17 protein-coding genes are annotated in these 24,494 nt (G+C 64.0%); 7 read left to right on the top strand and 10 right to left on the bottom strand.

Annotated features, from left to right (window positions below; all coding sequences use genetic code 11):
* Positions 1–10 precede the first annotated feature (10 nt).
* The 3 genes from PFLCHA0_RS04425 to PFLCHA0_RS04415 all read left to right on the top strand — a co-directional run bounded on the left by PFLCHA0_RS04425 (position 11) and on the right by PFLCHA0_RS04415 (position 3,660).
* Positions 11–664: an ABC transporter permease gene (locus PFLCHA0_RS04425; RefSeq protein WP_011059225.1), complete on the top strand. Its 654-nt coding sequence runs from the start codon at positions 11–13 to the stop codon at positions 662–664.
* Complete coding sequence (locus PFLCHA0_RS04420) at positions 661–1,818, top strand: osmoprotectant ABC transporter ATP-binding protein OsmV (RefSeq protein ID WP_015634138.1); 1,158 nt, start codon at positions 661–663, stop codon at positions 1,816–1,818. Before PFLCHA0_RS04425 ends, PFLCHA0_RS04420 begins: the two co-directional genes overlap by 4 nt.
* 678 nt (positions 1,819–2,496) lie before the next feature.
* Positions 2,497–3,660, top strand: coding sequence for a type III PLP-dependent enzyme (locus tag PFLCHA0_RS04415; protein ID WP_015634137.1), 1,164 nt, complete (start codon positions 2,497–2,499; stop codon positions 3,658–3,660).
* A gap of 157 nt (positions 3,661–3,817) precedes the next feature.
* Here PFLCHA0_RS04415 and PFLCHA0_RS04410 read toward each other — a convergent pair whose 3' ends face one another.
* Both PFLCHA0_RS04410 and PFLCHA0_RS04405 read right to left on the bottom strand, forming a co-directional pair.
* Positions 3,818–4,579, bottom strand: a complete 762-nt coding sequence (locus PFLCHA0_RS04410) for a tetratricopeptide repeat protein (RefSeq protein WP_015634136.1) — start codon at positions 4,577–4,579, stop codon at positions 3,818–3,820.
* Positions 4,580–4,582: 3 nt separating this feature from the next.
* Positions 4,583–5,263 (bottom strand): Fe2+-dependent dioxygenase, encoded by a 681-nt coding sequence (locus tag PFLCHA0_RS04405; RefSeq protein WP_011059221.1) that lies wholly within the window; start codon positions 5,261–5,263, stop codon positions 4,583–4,585.
* Positions 5,264–5,470: 207 nt separating this feature from the next.
* On the opposite strand from PFLCHA0_RS04405, the gene PFLCHA0_RS04400 reads away from it, so the two are divergent.
* Both PFLCHA0_RS04400 and PFLCHA0_RS04395 read left to right on the top strand, forming a co-directional pair.
* Entirely contained in the window at positions 5,471–7,756 is a 2,286-nt protein-coding gene (locus PFLCHA0_RS04400; RefSeq protein ID WP_015634135.1) for a TonB-dependent receptor, read from the top strand.
* Between the two features lie 156 nt (positions 7,757–7,912).
* The gene (locus PFLCHA0_RS04395) at positions 7,913–10,444 is read left to right on the top strand and encodes a PepSY domain-containing protein (protein WP_041751951.1); all 2,532 of its coding nucleotides are present in this window, start codon (positions 7,913–7,915) and stop codon (positions 10,442–10,444) included.
* A gap of 265 nt (positions 10,445–10,709) precedes the next feature.
* On the opposite strand, the gene PFLCHA0_RS04390 is transcribed toward PFLCHA0_RS04395, so the two are convergent.
* The 4 genes from PFLCHA0_RS04390 to ptsP form a co-directional block, all read right to left on the bottom strand.
* Positions 10,710–12,251 (bottom strand): alkaline phosphatase D family protein, encoded by a 1,542-nt coding sequence (locus PFLCHA0_RS04390; protein WP_015634133.1) that lies wholly within the window; start codon positions 12,249–12,251, stop codon positions 10,710–10,712.
* 332 nt (positions 12,252–12,583) lie between these two features.
* Positions 12,584–14,329 carry a PTS fructose-like transporter subunit IIB gene (locus PFLCHA0_RS04385; RefSeq protein WP_015634132.1) on the bottom strand — a complete coding sequence of 582 codons (1,746 nt, stop codon included), beginning with the start codon at positions 14,327–14,329 and terminating at the stop codon, positions 12,584–12,586.
* Between the two features lie 11 nt (positions 14,330–14,340).
* Entirely contained in the window at positions 14,341–15,282 is a 942-nt protein-coding gene (gene pfkB / locus PFLCHA0_RS04380) for a 1-phosphofructokinase (protein WP_011059216.1), read from the bottom strand.
* Entirely contained in the window at positions 15,282–18,143 is a 2,862-nt protein-coding gene (gene ptsP / locus PFLCHA0_RS04375; protein ID WP_015634131.1) for a phosphoenolpyruvate--protein phosphotransferase, read from the bottom strand. The genes pfkB and ptsP overlap by 1 nt, the downstream gene beginning before the upstream one ends.
* Before the next feature lie 301 nt (positions 18,144–18,444).
* Between ptsP and cra the strand changes: the two genes are divergently transcribed.
* Both cra and PFLCHA0_RS04365 read left to right on the top strand, forming a co-directional pair.
* Positions 18,445–19,440, top strand: a complete 996-nt coding sequence (gene cra, locus PFLCHA0_RS04370) for a catabolite repressor/activator (RefSeq protein ID WP_011059214.1) — start codon at positions 18,445–18,447, stop codon at positions 19,438–19,440.
* 3 nt (positions 19,441–19,443) lie between these two features.
* A complete protein-coding gene (locus PFLCHA0_RS04365; RefSeq protein WP_015634130.1) occupies positions 19,444–20,235 on the top strand; it encodes a TatD family hydrolase in 792 nt (263 codons plus the stop codon).
* Here PFLCHA0_RS04365 and PFLCHA0_RS04360 read toward each other — a convergent pair.
* The 4 genes from PFLCHA0_RS04360 to ampD form a co-directional block, all read right to left on the bottom strand.
* Complete coding sequence (locus PFLCHA0_RS04360) at positions 20,221–20,592, bottom strand: hypothetical protein (RefSeq protein WP_015634129.1); 372 nt, start codon at positions 20,590–20,592, stop codon at positions 20,221–20,223. The genes PFLCHA0_RS04365 and PFLCHA0_RS04360 overlap by 15 nt on opposite strands.
* 196 nt (positions 20,593–20,788) lie before the next feature.
* Entirely contained in the window at positions 20,789–21,493 is a 705-nt protein-coding gene (locus PFLCHA0_RS32255) for a methyl-accepting chemotaxis protein (protein ID WP_404940408.1), read from the bottom strand.
* Between the two features lie 1,571 nt (positions 21,494–23,064).
* Positions 23,065–23,901: a regulatory signaling modulator protein AmpE gene (gene ampE / locus PFLCHA0_RS04350; protein ID WP_015634127.1), complete on the bottom strand. Its 837-nt coding sequence runs from the start codon at positions 23,899–23,901 to the stop codon at positions 23,065–23,067.
* Entirely contained in the window at positions 23,898–24,458 is a 561-nt protein-coding gene (gene ampD, locus PFLCHA0_RS04345; RefSeq protein WP_015634126.1) for a 1,6-anhydro-N-acetylmuramyl-L-alanine amidase AmpD, read from the bottom strand. Before ampD ends, ampE begins: the two co-directional genes overlap by 4 nt.
* Positions 24,459–24,494 lie beyond the last annotated feature (36 nt).

The raw sequence follows: 24,494 nt of genomic DNA, 5'->3' as shown, positions 1-24,494 counted from the left end.
AGGAGAAGACATGGAATTCCTGAACGCCTTTTCCCATCTCGATTGGGCCCAGGTCCTGCACCTGACCTGGCAGCACATCACCCTGGTGGGCATCGCCGTCACCCTGGCCATCGTCTTCGGCGTGCCCCTGGGCGTGCTGATGACCCGCTTCCCGACCCTTGCCGGCCCACTGCAGGCCAGCGCCACCGTGCTGCTGACCATTCCGTCCATCGCCCTGTTCGGCCTGCTGCTGCCGTTCTACTCCAAGTTCGGCCAGGGCCTGGGCCCGCTACCGGCTATCACCGCGGTGTTCCTCTATTCCCTGCTGCCGATCATGCGCAACACCTACCTGGCGCTGACCGGCGTCGAACCGGGCATTCGTGAAGCCGCCCGCGGCATCGGCATGACCTTCGGCCAGCGCCTGCGCATGGTCGAGTTGCCGATCGCGGTGCCGGTGATCCTCGCCGGGGTACGCACCGCCGTGGTGATGAACATCGGCGTCATGACCATCGCCGCCACCATCGGCGCCGGCGGCCTGGGCGTACTCATTCTTGCTTCCATCAGCCGCAGCGACATGTCGATGCTGATCGTCGGCGCCGTGCTGGTCAGTCTCCTGGCCATCTTCGCCGACCTGCTTCTGCAATGGCTGCAACGCTCGCTGACTCCAAAAGGACTCCTGAAATGATCGAACTTCAAAACCTGACCAAGACCTTTCGCAGCAACGGCAAGGATGTCAAAGCCGTCGACTCGGTAAGCCTGACCGTCAATGAAGGCGAGATCTGCGTGTTCCTCGGGCCCTCCGGCTGCGGCAAGAGCACCACGCTGAAAATGATCAACCGCCTGATCATGCCCACCTCGGGCAAGGTGCTGATCAATGGCGAGGACACCACCGATCTCGACGAAGTGACCCTGCGCCGCAACATCGGCTACGTGATCCAGCAGATCGGCCTGTTCCCCAACATGACCATCGAGGAAAACATCGTGGTGGTGCCACGCCTGCTGGGCTGGGACAAGCAGAAATGCCACGACCGGGCCCGCGAGCTGATGAGCATGATCAAGCTCGAACCCAAGCAGTACCTGCATCGCTACCCACGGGAACTGTCCGGTGGCCAGCAACAGCGCATCGGGGTGATCCGCGCCCTGGCGGCGGACGCTCCGCTGCTGCTGATGGACGAGCCCTTCGGCGCGGTGGACCCGATCAACCGCGAGATGATCCAGAACGAATTCTTCGAGATGCAGCGGGCGCTGAACAAGACCGTGATCATGGTCAGCCATGACATCGACGAAGCCATCAAGCTGGGGGACAAGATCGCCATCTTCCGTGCCGGCAAGCTGCTGCAGATCGATCACCCCGACACCCTGCTGGCGCACCCGGCGGACGACTTCGTCAGCAATTTCGTCGGCCAGGACAGCACCTTGAAACGCCTGTTGCTGGTCAAGGCCGAAGACGCCGCGGACAACGCCCCGTCGGTCAGCCCGGAAACCCCGGTAGCCGACGCCCTGGAACTGATGGACGAACACGACCGGCGCTACGTGGTGGTGACCTGTGCCGAGAACAAGGCTCTGGGTTATGTACGTCGTCGCGACCTGCACCGTCAGACCGGCACCTGCGCCCAGTTCCTGCGAGAGTTCAACGCTACAGCCGCCTACGACGAACACCTGCGGATTCTTCTGTCGCGCATGTACGAGTTCAACCGCTCGTGGCTGCCGGTGATGGATGCCGAGCGGGTATTCCTGGGCGAGGTGACTCAGGAATCCATCGCCGCCTACCTGAGCTCCGGGCGTTCGCGGGGGATGAAGACCAATATCGTCTCGCCGGCTGAAACAGTGGTCGCCTGATCAATAAATAGCCAATAACCAACCTGTGGCGAGGGCGCTTGCTCCCTCGGGACCGTGAAGCGGCCCCTCTTTGCAAAAAGAATGGGGCTGCTGCGCATCCGGCGCGAGCAAGCGCCCTCGCCACCAGGTGTTTTTGGCCCACCCACACGCCGGAAAAAAATATCAACAGCCGCCCCGGTCAGAGCTGTCCGGCGCCCTCCTCCGAAACAGCCAAAATCCCCCTCAAACCGCCCTCTCGCCGCTAACGTCGCCGATGTTGACGCTTTCATACTTCCCAGCTACTTGGCACGCAAAAGCGTCGAACGTGCAGGTATTTTTAACACTCGAGAATTCTTCGGGAACATCTGTCCGTCATCTGTGTCGGCTACAAAGAGAGGTGTCGATAACGCACGTCAGACAAGTGCAAAAACGCGACATTTTTTGTTGATCTCAGCCCCCTCACCGCCTAAAGTTCGCGCCGAACGTCCATGCTGGAAACGATCCATCCGGCTCAAGTACTGACGACGAGACAGCAAGGCCAAGGGCAGATTTCCCATGGCCTTTTTGCTTTCGGCGACATGCCTTGGGAAGTAGGCGAACCAAAGTGGGGATACGGAGGACGTTCACAAGGCACTGTCATCAATGACATGTCCTTAAACCCATTGATTACCAACGTTTGCCAGTAGGAGTTCCCAACGCATGTCGATTAACGTCGAAGACTATTTCGCGCGCGAAACCTTTCAGAAAATGAAGTCTTTCGCCGACCAGCAAGAAACCCCGTTCGTGGTCATCGACACCCAGATGATCTCCCAGGCCTACGACGACCTGCGCGCCGGTTTCGAATTCGCCAAGGTCTACTACGCGGTCAAGGCCAACCCGGCCGTCGAGATCATCGACCTGCTGCACGAAAAAGGCTCCAGCTTCGACATCGCTTCGATCTACGAGCTGGACAAGGTGCTGGGCCGCGGCGTCAACCCGGCCAACATCAGCTACGGCAACACCATCAAGAAGTCCAAGGACATCCGCTACTTCTATGACAAGGGCGTGCGCCTGTACGCCACCGACTCCGAGGCCGACCTGCGCAACATCGCCAAGGCCGCACCGGGTTCGAAAGTCTACGTGCGCATTCTCACCGAAGGCTCCACCACCGCCGACTGGCCGCTGTCGCGCAAGTTCGGCTGCCAGACCGACATGGCCATGGACCTGCTGATCCTCGCTCGCGACCTGGGCCTGGTGCCTTACGGTGTGTCGTTCCACGTGGGTTCGCAACAGCGCGACATCAGCGTCTGGGACGCCGCCATTGCCAAGGTCAAGGTGATCTTCGAGCGCCTCAAGGAAGAAGACGGTATCGAGCTGAAGCTGATCAACATGGGTGGCGGCTTCCCGGCCAACTACATCACCCGCACCAACAGCCTGGAAACCTATGCCGAGGAAATCATCCGCTTCCTCAAGGAAGACTTCGGCGACGACCTGCCGGAAATCATCCTCGAGCCAGGCCGTTCGCTGATCGCCAACGCCGGCATCCTGGTCAGCGAAGTAGTACTGGTGGCGCGCAAATCCCGCACCGCCGTCGAGCGCTGGGTGTACACCGACGTGGGCAAGTTCTCCGGCCTGATCGAAACCATGGACGAGTCCATCAAGTTCCCGATCTGGACCGAGAAGAAAGGTGAAGTGGAAGAAGTGGTGATCGCCGGCCCGACCTGCGACAGCGCCGACATCATGTACGAGAACTACAAGTACGGGCTGCCACTGAACCTGGCCATCGGCGACCGCCTGTACTGGCTGTCCACCGGCGCCTACACCACCAGCTACAGCGCGGTGGAATTCAACGGCTTCCCGCCGCTGAAGGCCTTCTACGTTTAAAGACTGCGCTTAGCTGCAAGAAAAAGCCCATGACCTGTCATGGGCTTTTTTGTACCTGAATCACACATCCTTCCTTGTAGGAGCGAGCTTGCTCGCGAAACGCAGACGACTCATTGCCCGGGTCTAGCCCCTTCGCTGGCAAGCCAGCTCCTACAGGTCATTGCGGTGCGTCGCCCAGTTCCACCGCCCGCCGCTGATAGGCCTGGGCCAGCTCGCGAATCTCGGGATGCGTGGCATTGAGCAGCGCGGCGCATGCCACCCGGAGGAAGTTCAGATTGCCGCCGGCCAGGGCGCGCTTCAGCCACTCCACGGCTTCGTCGATACGCCCGGCATCGGCCAGCACTGCCGCATGGCTGAACTGCCCGCGAAAATCCCCGCCTTCGGCCGAGCGCCGGTACCAGTCCCGAGCTGCTTCGAGGTCGGCCTGGCACACCAGCCCTTCTTCCAGGTAGCGCCCCAGCAGGTTCATCGATTTGGCATGGCCAAGGTCCGCCGCTCGACGGTAGCAGGCCAGGGCCAAGGCATGGTTCTGCACCACGCCGCGACCGGTGGCCAACAGGTTGGCGTAGTTGTACAGCCCCCAGTCCAGCCCCGCCTCGGCCGCCAGGCGATAGTGCCCGGCCGCGCGGGCGGCATCCGCCGGGCAACCCCAGCCGTGCTCATGGCAGCGCCCGAGCATGTTGCGCGCCATCAGGTGCCCGCGTTGTGCGGCGATCTCGAACCAGCGCACCGCCAGGGGTTGATCCTGCTGGATGCCGCGACCGTCGAGGAGGATCTGCCCCAGCAGCGCCTGGGCGTCCAGCAGCCCCTCGGAAGCAGCGGCCAGCACCGCCTGGGCGGCGCGGGCCGGGCTCTCCTCAAGCATGGCGCTCAGTTGCGCGCCGTCGAGGAGCTCCTCGCGACGAAGTTGAAAAGTCACGGCTTACACCTCGACCCAGCGACGCAAAAGGTTGTGGTAGGTGCCGGTCAGGCGGACCAGCGAAGGATGGTCGGGCACGTCCCGGGTCAGCTCCTGGATCGCGCCGTCCATCTCGAACAGCAAGGCGCGCTGGCTATCTTCGCGCACCAGGCTCTGGGTCCAGAAGAATGAGGCGTAGCGAGCGCCCCGGGTCACCGGGTTGACCTTGTGCAGGCTGGTGCCTGGATACAGCACCATGTCCCCCGCCGGCAGCTTGACCCGCTGCAGGCCGAAGGTGTCCTGGATCTCCAGCTCGCCGCCTTCGTAATCCTCGGGGTCGCTGAAGAACAGGGTCGACGACAGGTCCGTACGCACCCGCTCCGGGCTGCCCTTGGGCTGGCGCACCGCGTTGTCGATATGAAAATCGAAACTGCCGCCGGCGGTGTAGCAGTTGATCAGCGGCGGAAACACCTTGTGCGGCAAGGCGGCGGACATGAACAGCGGGTTCTGCCACAGGCGATCGAGCATCGCCGCGCCGATCTCCTGGGCCAGCGGGTGACCTTCCGGCAGTTGCAGGTTGTGCTTGGCCTTGGCCGACTGGTAACCGGCGGTGATCTTGCCGTCCGCCCAGTCCGCCTGTTCCAGGGCTTCACGGATGCGCCCGACCTCGTCACGGGTGAACACGCCAGGGATGTGCAGCAACATGGCCAGGTACCTGCAGAGCGAAAGGCCGTCAATGATATTGATTCTTATTGACTGTGTAAAACCCCGGGACGCATGAGAACGTAAAAACCGTAAAGGCAAATTGTAAAGAATGTAAATTAAGTGCGAATAGCAATATTTCGCAATTGATAACAAATGTTTCTTTCCCCTATATTCCGCCGCCTCAAATCCTTGGGGAGGGGAATCACCATGTCACGCCAACAACCACCATCCGCTGTCAGTTCACCACGCCTGCTGGCGTCTGCAATTGGCGTGGCGATCACCGCCGGCTCCGCAGGCCATATGGTCCAGGCGGCTGAAGAGACTCAGCAGAAGACTTCGGGCAAAGCCATTGCCCTGGAAGCCACCAGCATTACCGGTGAGGCCCAGGACAACACCTCCTACCAAGTGGAAAAAGCTTCCTCGCAGAAATACACCGCGCCACTGGTGGATACCCCACGCTCGGTCACGGTGATTCCCCAGCAGGTACTCAAGGACACCGCAGCAACGTCCCTGCAAGACGCGCTGCGCACGGTGCCAGGCATCACCTTCGGCGCTGGCGAAGGCGGCAACCCCCAGGGCGATCGCCCGTTCATCCGTGGTTTTGACGCCCAGGGCGACACTTACCTGGATGGTGTACGCGATACCGGCGGCCAAAGCCGCGAAATCTTCGACATCGAATCGGTCGAGGTCAGCAAAGGCCCGAACTCCTCCTTCGGCGGGCGCGGCTCGGCGGGCGGCAGCCTGAACCTGGTCAGCAAGCAGCCGAAACAGCAGGACTTCCTCAACGGTGGCTTCACCTACGGTTCCGACCAGACCCGTCGCTACACCCTGGACGTCAACCGCCAGTTCCTCGAAGGTGCAGCTTTTCGCCTGAACCTGATGAGCCACGAGCAGAACGTGGCCGGACGCGACGCCGTCAATTACGACCGCTGGGGCGTAGCGCCGTCGCTGACCTTCGGCATGGGCACTCCGACCCGGGTCAACGTCAGCTACTACCACATGGAAAGCGACGACCTGCCGGATTCGGGCATCCCCTATGGCTACAGTTCGAACGGCGCTAAAGCCGCGCACATCCATGACAAACCCACCGACGGTGGCGACAGCAACAACTTCTATGGCCTGAAGGACCGCGACTTCCGCAAGACCCGGGCGGACATCAGCACCTTCTCCGTCGAACATGACCTGAATGACAATATGACGCTGAAAAACACCCTGCGTCATGGCAACACCGGCCAGGACTACATCCTTACCCAGCCGGACGACAGCCAGCACAACGTCAACCAGTTCGGCACCGTGTGGCGTCGGGCCAACTCGCGAGTGTCCACCACCGAGACCACCACCAACCAGACCGATCTGTTTGGCGAGTTCCACGCATTGGGCTTCAAGAACAACTACTCCACCGGCCTTGAGTTCACCGGTGAAGAGACCCGGGTCAGCAGCTACACCGTCACGCCTAACAGCAACCCGACCTGCACCGTTGGCAAGGTCGGCAACAGCGGTGGCAGCTGCACATCCCTGGGCAATCCGACCCCGGACGATGCCTGGACCGGTAGCGCCGTACGCAACTACTACGGCACCAACACCAAAGCCACGACCCGTGCCGCCTACGCCTTCGACACCATCGAACTGGATCCAAAATGGCTGTTGAACCTCGGGGTGCGCTACGACACCTTCGATACCGTGGCCAATACCAACGCCGCCACTGGCCGTTCCAAACTCAAGAGCGACAGCCAGTTCTGGAACTGGCAGGCCGGCCTGGTCTGGAAGCCGGCCGAGAACGGCAGCATCTACGCCTCCTATGCGACATCGGCCAACCCCGCGGGCGGCGTGCTGGATGGTGCTGCCGACAACCCATTGTCGGCAGGCCTGGCCACCAGCGACCTGAAACCGGAGGAAACCGTCAACTACGAGCTGGGCACCAAGTGGGACGTGTTCAACAACCGCCTGTCGCTGACCGGAGCCGTGTTCCGCACCGAGAAGAAGAACACCCGCATTCTGGTTGACTCGCTGACCTACCAGAACGCTGGTGAATCTCGGGTCGACGGGATCGAATTGGGCGCCAGCGGCAAGATCACCGACAAATGGCAAGTCTTCGCCGGTTACAGCTACCTGAAAAGCGAACTGGTGGACGCGGGCCTCAACGGTCGCAATGGCGTAGTCAGCGCCGGCTCCAACAAAGGCAACCAGATGCCGAACACACCGAAAAACACCTTCAGCCTGTGGAGCACCTACGACATCACCTCGAAGCTGACCGTAGGTGGCGGAGCGTTCTACGTTGACGAAGTCTATGGCGATGCGGCCAACACCGTGTACGTGCCGTCCTACACCCGCTACGACGCCATGGCCAGCTACAAGCTGACCAAGAACGTCGACCTGCAGTTGAACGTGCAGAACCTGACCGACAAGACCTACTACGACAAGGCCTACGCGGCGCACTTCGCCAACCAGGCGGCCGGTCGTACCGCGCTGATGAGTGCCAACTTCCACTTCTGATCCAGCGCAAGACCTTCCTGTGGCCACGGCCACAGGCGCCCAAGCCCCACGCATTTCAATGCCTGGGGCTTTTGCATGTAAAAACGAATGCTTCTCGACAACACACGGCATAATGCGCGCCGTGTTTCCTCTCTCTGGACGAACAAGGCGAGTGACGTGTTGAAGAAAACCCTGTTCCAGCTGCACTGGTTCTTCGGCATCAGCGCGGGGCTGATCCTGGCCCTGATGGGCATCACCGGGGCGACCGTGTCGTTCCAGGACGAAATCCTGCGCGCCCTCAATCCATCGGTGCTGCAAGTCGACAAGCTCCCCGCCGGGGTGCTGCCGCCCGCCGAACTGGTGGAAAAAATCCAGGCCGCCGAAGGCAAGACGGTGTCCATGCTCTGGGTCGAGACCGACAGCGGCAACGCCGCGCGGGTGTTCTTCACCCCGCCGCCGGGGGAACGCCGTGGCCAGATGCGCTACTTCGACCCCTATACCGGCGAGTTCATGGGCGACGCCGTCGGCCAGGACTTCTTCGGCTTCATGCTGCAATTGCACCGCTTCCTGGCCATCGGCGACACCGGCCGGCAGATCACTGGCGCCTGCACCCTGATCCTGATCTTCTTCTGCCTGTCCGGGCTGTACCTGCGCTGGCCGCGCCAGGTCGGCAACTGGCGGGTGTGGCTGACCCTGGACTGGGCCAAGAAAGGCCGCGGCTTCAACTGGGACCTGCACGCCGTGTTCGGCACCTGGTGCCTGCTGTTCTACCTGCTGTTCGCCCTCACCGGCCTGTACTGGTCCTACGATTGGTACCGGGAGGGCCTGACCAAGCTGCTCTCCGATGCGCCACACAGCGAACGCCAGCGTGGCGGCCGCGGTGGCCCGCCGCCCAAGGGCCCGGCCCCGGTGACGGACTACAACGCCATGTGGAGCAGCATCTACAGCGCCGCCGGCAAGGACCTCAATGCCTACAACATCCGTATGCCTGCCGTGGCCGGGCAGCCGGCGACCGTGTTCTACCTGCTCAAGAGCTCCCCCCACGAACGGGCGCTGAACCAACTGACCCTGGACCCGGCCACCGGGGTGATCAGCCGTCATGACCGCTACGCCGACAAGAGCCTCAAGTCGCAGTTGCTCACCAGCGTCTACGCACTGCACGTGGGCAGCTACTTCGGCCTGGTGGGGCGCATCCTGCTGACCCTGGCCTCCTTGACCATGCCGCTGTTCTTCGTCACCGGCTGGCTGCTGTACCTGGATCGCCGACGCAAGAAGCGCCAGATCAAGCAGGCCCGCCAGGGCCTGGAAAGTACCGCCCCCGACGGCTCGGCGTGGCTGATCGGCTTCGCCAGCCAGAGCGGCTTTGCCGAGCAGCTGGCCTGGCAGACCGCCGGGCAATTGCAGGCTGCCGGGGTGGCGACCAAGGTCCAGCCGCTGAGCAATCTCAGCGAACAGGACCTGCGTGACGCCCAGCGCGCGCTGTTCGTGGTCAGCACCTTTGGCGACGGCGAAGCACCGGACAGCGCCCGCGGCTTCGAGCGCAAGCTGCTGGGCCGCGAGCTGTCGCTGCAAGGCCTGCAATACGCCGTGCTCGGCCTGGGCGACCGCCAGTACCAGCACTTCTGCGGCTTTGCCCGACGCCTGCACGACTGGCTGTCGAACCAGGGCGGCAGCACCCTGTTCGCCCCCATCGAGGTGGACAGCGGCGACAGCTACGCCCTGCGCCACTGGCAGCAGCAACTGGGCCAGCTCACCGGCCATGCCCCGGTAGACCTGTGGCAGGCCCCGGCCTTCGACAACTGGACCCTGAAGAGCCGTACCCTGCTCAACCCCGACAGCAGCGGCTCCGGGGTCTACCTGCTGCAACTGCTGGCCCCCAGCGCCAGCAGCTGGCTGGCTGGCGACCTGGTGGAAGTCATGCCGCGCAACAGCTCGTGGATGGTCGAATACTTCCTCGACGGCCTGGGGCTTTCCGGCGAGGCCAGGGTCCAGCTCGACGGCCTGGAAGAGAGCCTGGAACAGGCCCTGGGCAGCCGCCAACTACCAGAAAACCGCACCCACCTGGTGGGCCTGCACGCCCAGGCCCTGGTGGATGCCCTGGTGCCCCTGAGCATGCGCGAATACTCCATCGCCTCGATTGCCGCCGACGGTTGCCTGGAGCTGCTGGTACGCCAGGAGCGCCACGCCGACGGCAGCCTGGGGATCGGTTCCGGCTGGCTCACCGAGCATGCTGCGGTGGGTTCGAGCATCAGCCTGCGGGTACGGCGCAACAGCGGCTTCCACCTGCCGGCCGAACCTTGCCCGCTGATTCTGCTGGGCAACGGCACCGGGCTGGCGGGCTTGCGCAGCCTGCTCAAGGCGCGGATCGCCGAGGGCCAGCAACGCAACTGGCTGATCTTTGGCGAGCGCAATGCCGAGCATGATTTCTACTTCAAGGATGAACTGCAGGAATGGCGCACCCGGGGCGACCTGAGCCGCCTGGACCTGGCGTTCTCCCGGGACCAGGCCGAGAAGATCTACGTCCAGGACCGCCTGCGCCAGGCGGCGGACGAGCTGAAAAAATGGCTGGACGATGGCGCCGCGCTCTACATCTGCGGCAGCTTGCAGGGCATGGCGTCGGGGGTGGATCAGGTGCTCATCGAGGTACTGGGCGCAGACCACGTCGAACGCCTGATTGAGCAGGGTCGCTACCGCCGCGACGTTTACTGAGGCGTCAGACGCTTCGCCGGCAAGCCGGCTCCTACATCAATCGTGCTGCACCCTCCGTAGGAGCTGGCTTGCCAGCGAAGGCGCCCGTCAGAACGGCGCAAGGCTCAAGGGCCTCTTCGCCGGCAAGCCGGCTCCTACACCAATCCTGCTACCCCCTCCGTAGGAGCTGGCTTGCCAGCGAAGGCGCCCTTCAGAACAGCGCAAGGCTCAAGGGCCTCTTCGCCGGCAAGCCGGCTCCTACGGGACGGGGCGTTGGCGGGGAGGGTTACGCCGGTTGCAGGTTGTGCTCGTACACCGCCACGCCATCCAGGTCCCGCAGGATCACCTTCAGCTCCGCCGTTTGCCCATCGATCTGCACTTCGCCAAAGAACTGGAAGCCGGCAAAGGGTGAAGTGTTCTGCGCTGGCGGCGCCTTCTGGAACACCACTTCCGGGCCGAAGGTCTTGTCCAGCACATTGGGCCCGAAACTCCCGGCGTTCAGGGGGCCGGCGACAAACTCCCAGAACGGCTCGAAATCCTGGAACGCCGCCCGATCCGGGTGGTAGTGGTGGGCCGCGCAGTAGTGCACGTCCGCCGTCAGCCACACATGGTTGCGCACCTGATGCTTGCGCAAATACGCCAGCAGCTCGGCAATCTCCAGCTCGCGGCCCTGGGCCGGGCCCGGGTCGCCGTTGGCGATCGCCTCCCAGCGCGCCACCCCGGGGCTGACTTCGCCATCGGGCACGCCCAGGCCAATGGGCATGTCCGCCGCCACCACTTTCCACTGGGCCGAGGAGTCCTTGAGCTCACGCTTCAGCCAATCCAGTTGCTCGCGGCCGAGGAAAGGTTTCTCGCCGCCGAGGTTGTCATCGTTGGGGCCGCGATAGCTGCGCATGTCCAGCACGAACACATCCAGCAACGGCCCATAGCTGAGCTTGCGATAGATGCGCCCGCCGCCATCGGCGCTCTGCCGGCGCATGGGCGAATACTCCAGCCAGGCCTGGCGCGCGCGGCCCACCAGGGTCTGGATGTCCTTGACCACGTAACGTTCGTCCAGCTGCTTGCTCGGCGACCAGTTATTGACCACCTCGTGGTCGTCCCACTGCCAGATCTGCGGCACCTCGGCGTTGAAGCGGCGCAGGTTTTCGTCCATCAGGTTGTAGCGGTAGTTGCCCCGGTATTCGTCGAGGGTCTCGGCCACTTTGCTCTTGGCCTCGGTGGTGAGGTTGCGCCAGATGCGCCCGTCTTCCACGGTCAACTGCGCCGGCACCGGGCCGTCGGCGTAGATGGTGTCGCCGCTGTGGATAAAGAAGTCCGGCAGGCGCAGGCGCATTGCCTCGTAGATGCGCATGCCGCCGATATCCGGGTTGATGCCGAAGCCCTGCCCTACCGTGTCGCCGCTCCAGACAAAACGGATGTCCCGGCGTTGCGAAGGCGCACTGCGCAAGTGGCCGAACCAGGGTTCGCTGGCCACGCCGGACTGGGCGTCCTCGAAGGTCACCCGATAGAAGATCGCCTGGTTGGCCGGCAGCCCGGTCAACTCCACCCGCGCCGTGAAGTCGGTGCGGGCATCGGCCAGGGGCGAAACAGAGCGCCGGGGGTTGCTGAACATGCTTCGCGTGTCCCACTCCACCACCATCCGCGCCGGACGATCGCTGCGGCTCCAGATCATCGCCTTATCCCCCAGCAGATCCCCGGACTGCACCCCGTCGGTGAGCTGCGGCCGATCCTTGACCGAAGCGATCACCGCCGGCGCCAGGCTCGGCAGCAACAGCCCCGCCCCGGCGATTTGCATGATCCGACGACGGCCGAGGTTGAACTCGCTCATGGTGACTCCCTGACAATGGTCAAAAAGCACACCTTAGACAGTGGGGATGAAGGGGGTGTGACAAGGAGCTGAAGGCCGTAATGCAGATAGGTCGTTCTCAACCTGCGGCAGCGGCTACACGAAGCCAGGTAATCCCTGTAGCCGCTGCTGAGCCTGCGAAGCTGCGAAAAGGACCGAAGGGCCTTGCTTGGCGATTTCCCGACGAACCTCGGGCAGGTTTGGAATCGCTGCGTCTCCTGCGAGGGAGTGCCGCCCAGAGCGTTCGCAGCCTGCGGCAGCGGCTACAACGGGTGCCGTTGCGGGATTGCGCCGCAACGGATGTGCCGTGGAGGTCAGGCCGCCTTGGCCGGTTCCAGGGCCAGTTCGACGGTCTCTGGTCGTTTCACCAGCGCATAGACCACCGCCGTCAGCAGGCTGCCCGCGACAATCGCCAGCAGGTACAGCAGGGCGTGGTTGATGGCATTCGGGATCAGCATGACGAACAGGCCGCCGTGGGGCGCCATCAGTTTGCAGCCGAAGTACATCGACAAGGCCCCGGTCAGGGCGCCGCCGGCGATGCTCGCCGGGATCACTCGCAACGGGTCCTTGGCGGCAAACGGAATCGCGCCTTCGGAGATAAAGCACAGGCCCAATACCAGGGCGGCCTTGCCGGCTTCGCGTTCGGTCTGGGCAAATTTGCGTCGGGCAATGAAGGTAGCAATGCCCAGGCCAATGGGCGGTACCATGCCCGCCGCCATGGTCGCGGCCATCGGTGCATAGCTCTGGGACGCCAGCAGCCCTACCGAGAACGCATAGGCCGCCTTGTTGATCGGCCCGCCCAGGTCGACGCACATCATGCCGCCCAGCAGTACCCCGAGCAGAATCGCGTTGGTGGTACCCATGCTGTCGAGGAAGTGGGTCAGGGCTTCGAGCATGCCCGCCACGGGTTTGCCCACCACGTAGATCATCACCAGCCCGGTGAACAGGCTGGCCAGCAGCGGGATGATCAGGATAGGTTTCAGCGCCTCCAGGCTTTGCGGCAAGCGCGCATATTTATTGATCGCCTTGGCCGCATAACCGGCGAGGAAGCCGGCGACGATGCCGCCGATAAAACCCGCACCCAGGGTGCTGGCGAGCATGCCACCGATCATTCCCGGCGCCAGGCCTGGGCGGTCGGCGATGGAGTAGGCGATGTAACCCGCCAGCAGCGGCACCATCAGCTTGAAGGCGGTCTCGCCGCCGATCTGCATCAAGGCCGCGGCCAGGGTGCCCTCCTCCTTGAAGGCGGTGATGCCGAAGACGAAGGACAGGGCAATCATCAAACCGCCCGCCACCACCATCGGCAGCATGAACGACACCCCGGTCAGCAGGTGTTTGTAGACCCCGGTCTTCTCCTGCTTGGCCGGTGCCTGGGCGCCTGCTACGGAGGACTCCAGCCGGCCCTCGGCCAGGGCCTTGTTCAGGGTCGCCTCGGACTGTTTCAGGGCCACGCCGGTGCCGCAGCGATAAATGCGCTTGCCGGCAAAACGCTCGGTGGGCACTTCGATGTCCGCCGCCAGCAGCACCACGTCGGCCTCGGCAATGGCTTGGGCGCTCAGCGGATTGCGCGCGCCCACCGAGCCCTGGGTTTCCACTTGCAGGTCGTAGCCCAGGCGCTTGGCGGTTTGCTGCAGGGCCTCGGCGGCCATGAAGGTGTGAGCCACCCCAGTCGGGCAGGCAGTGATCGCTACCAGCCGCGGGGCGCGTTTGCCTGTTTCGAGCACCGGCTCGGCACTGGCCTCGGTGGCGACATGGACCTGGGCCTCTTCGGCACCGCGACGCAGCACTGCATCGACATCCTGCAGGGCCTGGGACGGGCTGCTGCGGTACACCCGCTTGCCGACAAAACGCGACATATCCACAGGCCCGGTGCTGACCACCAGCACCCACTCGGCGGCCTCAATGGTGGCCGCCGAGAGTTGGCGTTCCGGGTGCGCTTCATCGTGCACTTCGACGCTGGTGCTCCAGCCCTGGCGCTGCGCCGCGGCGTCCAGCAGGCGGGCGCAGAGCACGCTGGTGACCATGCCGTTGGGGCAGGCGGTAACTATGGCTAACTTCATGGGCAACCCTCTTATTGTTCTAGGAGGGGATGCACGCGCACCCCCTGCTCCAGCCGGGCCAGTTGCACCCTGTCGCTGATGCCGAAACCGATCTGGGTCACGGCCATGGCGGCAATCGCCGTGGCGGTGCGCAGGGTCTGTTCAAACGGCTGGGCGCTGAGCAGGCCGTGGAGCATGCCCGCCAGCAGCGAGTCGCCGGCGCCTACGGTGCTGACCACACGGACCTTGGGCGGCAAGGCCTGCAGGGACGGCGCGGCGCTGAACCAGTTGACCCCCTCGGCGCCGTGGGAAATCACCACATGCTCGACGCCCTGGGCGTGCAACTGGCGCGCAGCCTCGGCCTGCCCGGCCACTGAAACCACCGGGCTGCCCAGGGCGTCCGCCAGCTCTTCGGTGTTGGGCTTGACCAGCCAGGGGCCTGCCGCCAGACCGGCGCGCAAGGCGGCGCCGCTGGTGTCGAGGGCGACTTTAAGACCGAGGTTTTTCAAACGCAGCAGCAGGGCCTGGAACCATTCGGGGCTGACCCCACGCGGCAGGCTGCCGGCTACCACCACCGCGTCATGCCCGGGAGCGATCTGTTCCAGGCGTTCAAGCAGGGCCTGTTGCGCAGCTTCGCTAACCTCGGGCCCAGGGCCGTTGATGTCGGTAATGCGCCCGTCGCTTTCGGCCAGCTTGATGTTGCTGCGGGTGTCCCCGGGCACACGGATAAAGGCGTCGACAAACCCGCGCTGGGCAAACAACGCGTCAAACGCCTGTGGATTGTTTTCCCCGAGAAAGCCGCTGACGGTCAGTTGATGGCCGAGGTCAGCCAGCACCTGGGCCACATTCACGCCCTTGCCGGCGGCGTGGGTGTACATGGCGTCGCTGCGGTTGACCTGCCCTGTGTCCAGGCGCGCCAGCTGCACCGTCAGGTCCAGCGCCGGGTTGAGGGTCAGGGTAAGAATCTTCGCCATTACATGGCCTCCACTAGGGCGCGCACTTCGTTGGCGCTGCCGACGGCCAGGGCCTGTTGAGCAAGGGTTTGTGCCTGGGCCAGGCGCAGTTCGCGGATCCGCGCCTTGACCTCGGCGATGCTGCGTCCGGAGACGCTGAGTTCATCCACCCCCAGGCCCACCAGCACCGGCACCGCCAGCGGGTCGGCCGCCAGCTCGCCGCAGACCCCGACCCACTTGCCATGGGCGTGGGCGGCACGCACGGTGATGTCGATCAGTTGCAACACTGCCGGGTGCAGGCCATCGGCCTGGGCGGAAAGGGTCGGGTGGCCACGATCGATGGCCAGGGTGTATTGGGTCAGGTCGTTGGTGCCGATGCTGAAGAAGTCCACTTCCTTGGCCAGCACCGGCGCCAGCAGGGCGGCGGACGGCACTTCGATCATGATCCCCAGTTGCAGGTCGGCGACAGGGATTTCCCGGCGCAGGCGCTCGGTCATGTCCCGGGCCTGGCGCCACTCTTCGACGCTGCCGACCATGGGGAACATGATCCGCAGCGGGCGATTGTCCGCCGAGCGCAGCAAGGCGCGCAATTGCGCTTCCATGATCAGTGGCCGCTGCAGGGTCAGGCGGATGCCGCGCACGCCGAGGAAGGGGTTTTCCTCCTTGGCAATGGGCCAGTAAGGCAGCGGTTTGTCGCCGCCCACATCCAGGGTGCGCACCACCAGCGGACGCCCGGCGAGGCCGTCGAGTACACGGCGGTATTCGGCTTCCTGGGTGGCTTCGTCCGGGGCCTGGGGATGGGCCATGAAGATCAGTTCGGTGCGCAGCAGGCCGATGCCCTCGGCGCCGTTTTCCACGGCGGCGGCGACACCGGCGCTTTCGCCGATATTGGCGAACACCTCGACCGCGTGACCATCGGCGGTATGGGCCAGTTGATGGCGTTGTTCGGCGGCCGCCTTGAGCCGTTGCTCGCGGTTGTCGCGCTCTTCGGCCGCCCGTTGCAAGGTCGTGCTATCAGCGTCGACATGCAGGCGACCGCGCTGGCCGTCCAGCAGCAAGGACGTGCCGGACTTGATCAGCAGCACGCTGGCCCCCGCGCCCACCAGGGCCGGAATCCCCAGGGCCCGGGCGACGATGGCGCTGTGGGCGGTGGCGCCGCCGCGGGCGGTGAGAATACCGGCGACCCGGGTCGGATCGAGGCGCGCGACGTCCGAAGGGCCGACTTCATCCATCACCAGGATGTAGGGCTGGTCCGGCTCGGCCGGGGTTTCAATGCCGCACAGTTGCGCCAGCACCCGGCGGCCGATGTCCCGCAGGTCGGCGGCGCGCTCGGCGAGCAAGGCGTCCTGCAGGGCTTCCTGCTGTTTGGCGGCGCTTTCGATCACGGTCATCCACGCCGCTTCGGCGCTTTCGCCCTGCTTGAGGCGGGTGTCCACTTCATCGCTCAGTTCGGGGTCGTCGAGCATTTCCTGGTGGGTGATGAAGATTTCGCGGATGGCCTTGGCCTGGCTGCGCTGGATCAGCCCCTGGATGTCCTCGCGGACCTCGGCCAGGGCCTGCTGCAAGCGCTGGCGCTCGATGGCGGTGGACTCGCCCCGCAGTGGGTAATCGATACTTTGCTGGACCTGGATATGGGCCGGGCCGATGGCGATGCCGGGCGCAGCGGCGATGGCCTGGATCAGGCTGCCGGAGGCCGGGGCGCTGAGCGGCTCGACGACCTCTTGTGGCGCTTGCCGAGGCGTGCTGACAGCCGGCAATGGCTCGACCTCTTCGCCCAGGCCCTCTTCGATGGCTGCCAGTAACGCGGGCAAGGCATCGGCGGCAATGCTGGGTTCAGCGATCAGTTCCAGTACCTGGCCACGCCGGGCCCCGAGGCTCAGCAACTTGCTCAAGCTTTTGACCGAGACCGCAGAATCCTTGCCATCGACGATGCGGATGCGGATCTCGCCTTCAAAGTTTTTTGCCAGTTGCGCCAGCACCTTGGCCGGGCGCGCATGCAGGCCGTGGGCGTTGGCCAGGGCGATGCGGGCGCTGGGCCAGTCCGCAGGCAACTCGCCGCCAAGCACTTCCAGGACTGCGCGGCTGCTGGTGGCGCGGCCCAATTCCTGGCCACGGCCTTCGATCAGCAGCGCACACAGGCGCTCCAGCAGGGCCTGGTGGGCTTCCCCCAGGCTGGCCAGGCAGAACAGGCCGCTGAGGGGCTGGCCCAGGTAGCGGATGGGTTTGTCCGGGGTGACGAACGCCAGCCCCGGGCGCAACACCGTCTGCTCGCTGTGCAGCCACCACAGGCCGTCACCCAGGGGCAGCGCCTCCACCTGTTGCAGCACCGCGGCAAAGCCGTTGCTCACGCACTCGGCCTGGCGCAGCAGGCGAGCACCGCGCCAGACCAGTTCTTCGAAATCTTCCGCCGCCACACCGAGGCCGATCATCTGTGCGTCCAGCGCCAGTTCCTGGGGTGCGCCCTGCAACAACTTGAGCAGGGCCTGGGGAGAGCTGGCGCGGCGCAGGGCCTGGCCCAAGTCGGTTTCACCCAGGGCGCGGGTCAGGAGTTGCAGGAGTCGCAAGTGCTCGTCGGATTTAGCCGCGATGCCGATGGCCAGGTAGACGATCTGCCCGTCTCCCCAATCCACGCCGTCGGGAAACTGCAGCAGGCGCACGCCGGTGGCAAAGACCTGGTCGCGGGTTTCCGGGGTGCCATGGGGAATGGCGATGCCTTGGCCAAGAAAGGTCGAGCCCTGGGCTTCGCGGGCCTGGAGGCCAGCCAGGTAACCCTCGGCCACCAGGCCGTCCGCCACCAGTTTGTCGGCCAGCAAGTGCAGCGCCGCGGACTTATCCACAGCCGACTGGCCCATGGATATCTGCTCTACAGTGAGCTCGAGCATGGCTTCTCCTATTTAGCGCGGCAGGGGGCGGCGCTAGGTATTGTTTTAAGTAAGCAGCGTAGGCGTCTTTACTGCCACAAACGGGACTCGGTACCTGGCAGGGGCGTTTTCCGTTCGGGCTTGGGCCTAGAAAATACGCTTGCTGAAACGTTTAATCTAGCAAGTTTGGTACGTTACTCCATAATCTCGAGCGCTTGAAGTCCTTCTGGTCGATTGCCGGTTCCGACGTTGGTCGCCTGCCCAGATCAGGTAGGATTGGCGAAAATATCGGGGCAAGCACCAAAAACAAGGAAATCCCGGGTTGAAACTCAGTGATATCGCTCGCCTGGCCGGTGTGTCTGTGACCACCGCCAGTTACGTCATCAACGGCAAGGCCGAACAACAACGCATCAGCAACGCCACCGTGGAACGGGTGCGGGCGGTGGTGGAAGAACACGGCTTTACTCCCAACCCCCAGGCGGCCGGCTTGCGCAGCCGGCACACCCGTACCTTGGGTTTCATTCTCCCGGACCTGGAGAACCCCAGCTACGCACGCATCGCCAAGCTGCTGGAGCAAGGCGCCCGGGCCCGAGGGTATCAGCTGCTGATCGCCAGTTCCGACGACGCTCCGGACAGCGAGCGGCAATTGCTCCAGCTGTTCCGCGCCCGGCGTTGCGACGCGCTGTTCGTCGCCAGCTGCCTGCCGCCGGAAGACGACAGCTACCAGCAGTTGCAGGCCCAGGGCCTGCCGATCATCGCCATCGACCGGGTGATGCCGCCCGAGCTGTTCTGCTCGGTGATCAGCGATGACCTGCAAGCCAGCCTGCACCTGACCCAGAGCCTGCTTGAGCCTGAGCCCAAGCAGATCGTGCTGATCGGTGCGCGCCCGGAACTGAGCATCAGCCAGGAGCGCGCCGCCGGTTTCCGCCAGGCCCTCGAGGGTTTCGGCGGCGAGGTGCTGATCGAGCACGGCGAAGCCTTCAGTCGTGATTGCGGCCGCCAGCTGATGGAGGAATTGCTGCAGCGCCTGGGCCATCTGCCAGACGCCCTGGTGACCACCTCCTATGTACTGCTGCAAGGGGTATTCGATGCCTTGCACGACTTCCCGCTGAAATCCCGGCCTCTGCGCCTGGGCACCTTTGGCGATACCCAGTTGCTGGATTTCCTGCCGCTGCCGGTCAATGCCATGGCCCAGCAGCATCAACTGATCGCCGAAAAAGCCCTGCAACTGGCCCTGGCTGCCATTGAAGAGGCGCATTACCAGCCCGGCGTGCAGGCCATCGCGCGGACCTTCAAACAGCGCATCCAACAGGGCTGAACCGTGGAGCTGATCGACAGCCACACCCACCTGGATTTCGCGGATTTCGATGCCGATCGCGGGGCGCTGCTGGCAGACAGCCGCGCCCTGGGCGTCTCGCGAATGGTGGTGCTGGGGGTCTATCAGGCCAATTGGCAGCGGCTCTGGGATCTGGTGCAAAGCGACTCGCAGCTGTACGCGGCCTTTGGCCTGCACCCGGTGTACCTGGACGATCACCGCCCGGAACATATCCAGCAACTGGGTGACTGGCTGACCCGGCTGGCAGGGCACCCGCAAGTGTGCGCGGTGGGCGAGATCGGCCTGGACTACTTTCTTGCGCACCTGGATCGCGAGCGCCAACAGGCACTCTTCGAAGCGCAATTGCAGCTGGCGGCAGATTTCCAGTTGCCCGCCCTGCTTCATGTCCGGCGCAGCCACGCGGCGGTGATCGCCAGCCTGAAGCACTTCAAGCTCAAGCGTGGCGGCATTATCCACGCCTTCGCCGGCAGCCGCGAGGAAGCCCGGGAATACCTCAAGCTGGGGTTCAAGCTGGGTCTGGGGGGCGCCGCGACCTGGCCCCAGGCCCTGCGCCTGCGCAAGGTGATCGCCGAGCTGCCGCTGCACGCCCTGGTGCTGGAAACCGACTCGCCGGACATGGCGCCTGCCATGTTTCCCGGCCAGCGCAACAGCCCGCAGCACCTGCCGGCCATCTGCGCCGCCCTGGCGCAGATCATCGGCATCACGCCCGAGCAACTGGCCAGCGCCAGCACCCGCAACGCCTGCGAGCTGTTCGGCTGGCCTTCAGCCGGCCTGTAGCTGCAACGGTCGGCGCTGGCGCCTGCGGGCAGCCATCATCACCAACAGGTAGCTCACCAGCATCAATGCCGAAACGCTCAGTTGCTGAGCCAGGCTTACCAGCCCGACCCACTCCAGCACCAGCGTCACCAATATCACCATGGCACACAGCACGATCATGGTCGCGCGCAGGGTGGCCAGCGAACCCAGGGACCTGAGGCGCTTGATCTGTTCGGGGCAACTGAGCTTCAGCGGTTTGTGGCAATGGTTGCAGTTGAAGGCTTCCTGCAACGCCATGGCATTGAGTTGCCAGGGTTCGAGTTCAAGGAGGGTCTGGCAATGGGCGCAACGGCCCTGGATTCCAGAAGTGGCAGTCATCAACGTATTTCCTCAGGACCATGCAAGGCACATGGCCAACTGGTCGAACAGCCTGCGGGATCACCGGGGCTGAAAAATCAGACGCGCAGGAAAACAGGAAACACGCGACAAACAAAGCATTCATTTACTACCGATTGTATGCAAAGCAGCGAAGCCCCTGGTTTCCGGGGCCTCGCCGAGAGCCGGTGCACGTTGCTCAGACGCGGAAAGCGCCGATCAATTGCTTCAGTTGCACCACCTGGGCCGACAACTGCCGGCTGGCATCTTCGGTCTGGTGCGCGCCCTCGGCAGTGCGCTCACCGGCACGATTGATCTCGACGATGTTCTGGTCGATGTCGTGGGCCACCGCGGTCTGCTGCTCCACGGCCGCGGCGATTTGCTGGTTCTGGTCGACGATCATGCCTACCGCCCCAAGGATATTTTCCAGCGCCTGCTGGACCTTTTCCGACTGGTCCACCGTACCGTTGGCCATGGCGTGGCTGCTGCCCATGGCCTTGACCGCCGCGCTGACGCCACCGTGGAGCTTGCCGATCATGTCCTCGATCTCCTCGGTGGACTGCTGGGTGCGTTTGGCCAGGGTCCGCACTTCATCGGCCACCACCGCAAAGCCCCGGCCCTGCTCACCGGCGCGCGCCGCCTCGATGGCCGCGTTGAGGGCCAGCAGGTTGGTCTGCTCGGCGATGCTCTTGATCACCTCCAGGACCCGGCTGATGGACTGGCTGTCGCTGGCCAGCTGGTTGATCACCAGCACCGACTGGTCGATCTCGCTGGCCAGCCGGGCGATGCTGCCCTGCTGGGATTCCACCAGCCCGCGGCCGCTGATGGTTTCGTCATTCACGCTGTGGGCGCTGCTGACCGCCGCCGCGGCGCTGCGAGCCACTTCCTGGGAGGTGGCGGACATCTGGTTCATCGCCGTGGCCACTTGCTCGATCTGGGTGCGCTGGCCAGCCACGGCCTGATTGCTCTGGGCCGATACACTCTGCACTTGCCCGGCCTGGCGCTCCACCTCACTGACGGTGTGGCCAACCCGCTCGATCAGGTCGTGGATTTTCAGCACGGTGCCGTTGAACACACTGCCCAGTTCCCCCAGTTCGTCGCGGCTGTGGGCGGTGAAGCTGACGGTCATGTCCCCCGCCGCTACCTTGTCCATCATCGCGCCCAGGCGCCGCAGAGTGGTGCGGGTGGAAGCGTAGAAACCGCCGTACAGGTAGACGATGGAGAGAAACACCAGGGCCAGGGCCGCCACCAGCAGCACCATGTGGCGACGGTTCTGCTCCAGGCGCTTTTGCAACTCGACATCCAGGAATTTCAAGGTGCCTTCATTGAGCTGGTAGGTCTGCGCCATCAGCCCGCTGACCTGGTCGTAGAAGGCCTGCCAGGGCGCATCCAGGGTATCGGCCATCACCACCTGCTCCTCGAACAGCTCGCTGGCCTGCTTGAGGCTGCCCTTGCTGGTCGTGGCCAGCGTGTCGAGAGCATCGTGGGCAGCGCGGCTGGACCCCAGGGCATCCTGCAACTTGAGCCCGTATTCGGCCTGGAGCTTTTCGATCTGCACCAGCAATTCGTCGAAACGCGTGCTGGACGAGGAATTGAGGAACCCCTGGCCCAGGGAGTAGGCGCCCATGGCCCGGCCTTCACCGAGGATCTGGGTAACCTGCGGGGTGACGCTGGTGATCAGCTCGCTGAGCTGGCGAATGTCACCCTGGCCATCGCGGCTCAGGCCCGACTGGCTGGCGATGATCTGGCTGAACAACTGCGCGCTGCCCAGCAACTTGCCGATCAGGCCGCTTTTGTTCAGCAGCGAGCTTTCCACTTGCTGGGTCTTGAAGGCGGCAATCAGTTCATCGCGCTTGGCGTTGAAGACCTCCACCTGCTGTGGGTCCGTGGTTACCGCCTGCAAGGCCTGCAGGCGTTCCAGCACGGATTTCTCCAGGGCCACGATCTTGCCTTCCAGGTCCCCTGCCTTGCCGGACTGACCGAGGCTGGCGTTGATCTGCACCAGGTTATTGAGGGTTTCCAGGTCTCGGCGCAGGGCCAGGCTGCTGCCCAGCAGGTCGAGGCTTTGCAGTTCGACCCGGGTGCCCTGGAATTCGCGGTAGGAGTCGCGCACCAGATAGAAGTTGGTCACCAGCATGGGTAGAAAGAACAGCACGCTGATCAGGCTGAACTTCATGCCGAAGCTCAGGCGGTTCATCAGCGCGACAGCGGGATAGAGCAAGCTCTTCACAAAGAAGTCTCCCTTTTCTTTTATTGTTATTGGCAGGCAGGCGAAGGCAGCAGATAGCCACTATTCGGCGCTCCGTCTGTATAGCTCAATTTCGTGGGAGGTTTTGTAACTTAAAGTTAACCGCCAGCGCGGCATCCAGGGGACGCTCGCGGGCTGTGGCGAGGGAGCTTGCTCCCGATCGACGGCGCAGCCTGCGCTGCGCCAGAAAACCCTCGGTGGGCGGTTGGGGCCAGCCCTTGCTCACCTCAGGCCAGGACGGCCCACAGGGCAAAGCCGGCGTACCAGAGCACCGCCGCCCGCAACAACAGCTCCCAGATACGATCCAGGCTGTTGATACCTTCGGGCCCGACTTCCGGCGGCGGGATTTCCGCGGCCACCAGGCCGACCTTTTCCACCAACTGCGCGGCACCGATATGCCAGTTGAGCAACTCGTGGAGCATCACCCGGCCGACTGCGACAAAGTTGCCCACCAGGGCAAAACTCGCCGCCAGCAGGCGCACCGGCAACCAGTCGAAGGCATGTCGCAACTGCCCCGCGCGTTCGACCAGGGCGGGGTTTTTGCCATGTTCGGCGGCGAGAGCCAACAGGCGATAGCTCAGGGCCGCTACCGGCCCCAGCAGGAAGTACCAGAAGATCACCGCGAAGAAACTCTGGAAGGCCTGCCACAGCAGGTGGCCCTGCACTCGCTCCAGCAGTTGTTCGCCATTTTCGGCGCAGATGCCCAGGTCACGTTCTGCGACATGGGCTGCCGCTTGCAGATCCTCACGCCGCCAGGCGTCACGGAACGGGCCCAGTTCACCCAGCAGGTCGCCGCGACCCAGGGCGTAGATCACCACCAGCAGGTGCACCGGCAGCGCCAGCAAGCCATAGGCGATGGGCTCCAGCACCAGCAGCAACAGCCCGAGCAGCGCCACCGGCAGCAACACCATGACGATCAGCAGCCACCACGGATGCCCGGCCATACGCGGGCTCGACTCCAGACGCGCCAATTCCCCCAGCCACCAGTCATCACGCTGTACCCGCTGGCGCAGGGCCGAGAACTTCTCGATCCACACCGCCAACAGCAACACCAGAAAACTCATTGTCCTTCCCCCTTCTCCAAGGCGGCACGAAAGCGTGCCCAGTCGAATCCCGGGCCCGGGTCGGTCTTGCGCCCGGGCGCGATGTCGCTATGCCCGCAGATCCTTTGTGGCGTGATGTCGCTGAAGGCCCGCCGCAGTTGCCTGCTCAGGCTGATCAACGAGTGATATTGAGCATCGCTGAAAGGCTGATCATCGGTGCCTTCCAGTTCGATGCCCAGGGAAAAGTCGTTGCACGTCTCACGCCCCTGGAAACTCGAGACACCGGCATGCCACGCTCGATCCAGGCAGGAAACGAATTGGGTGACGGCGCCGTCACGCTCGATCAGAAAATGCGCAGAAACACGCAGATCGGCGATCCCGGCAAAATAGGGATGCTCTGTGACATCAAGGCGATTCTGGAAGAGTTCCTGCACCTTGCCGGTGCCGAACTGCCCCGGCGGCAGGCTGATGTTGTGAATCACCAGCAGGGAAATCTCGCCCGCCGGACGTTCATTGAAATTGGGTGACGGGCAATGCCGTACGCCATGACACCACCCCGTGGCAGGGTCCAGCCGCATACCGATTCCTTCAACTAAAGCCTTGGGTGGCCCAGT

Origin of the sequence: Pseudomonas protegens CHA0 (assembly GCF_000397205.1) — a bacterium.
Taxonomy (GTDB): domain Bacteria; phylum Pseudomonadota; class Gammaproteobacteria; order Pseudomonadales; family Pseudomonadaceae; genus Aquipseudomonas; species Aquipseudomonas protegens.
The sequence above is the reverse complement of the archived record's forward strand: the minus strand, read 5'-3'. Positions and strand labels throughout refer to the sequence as shown.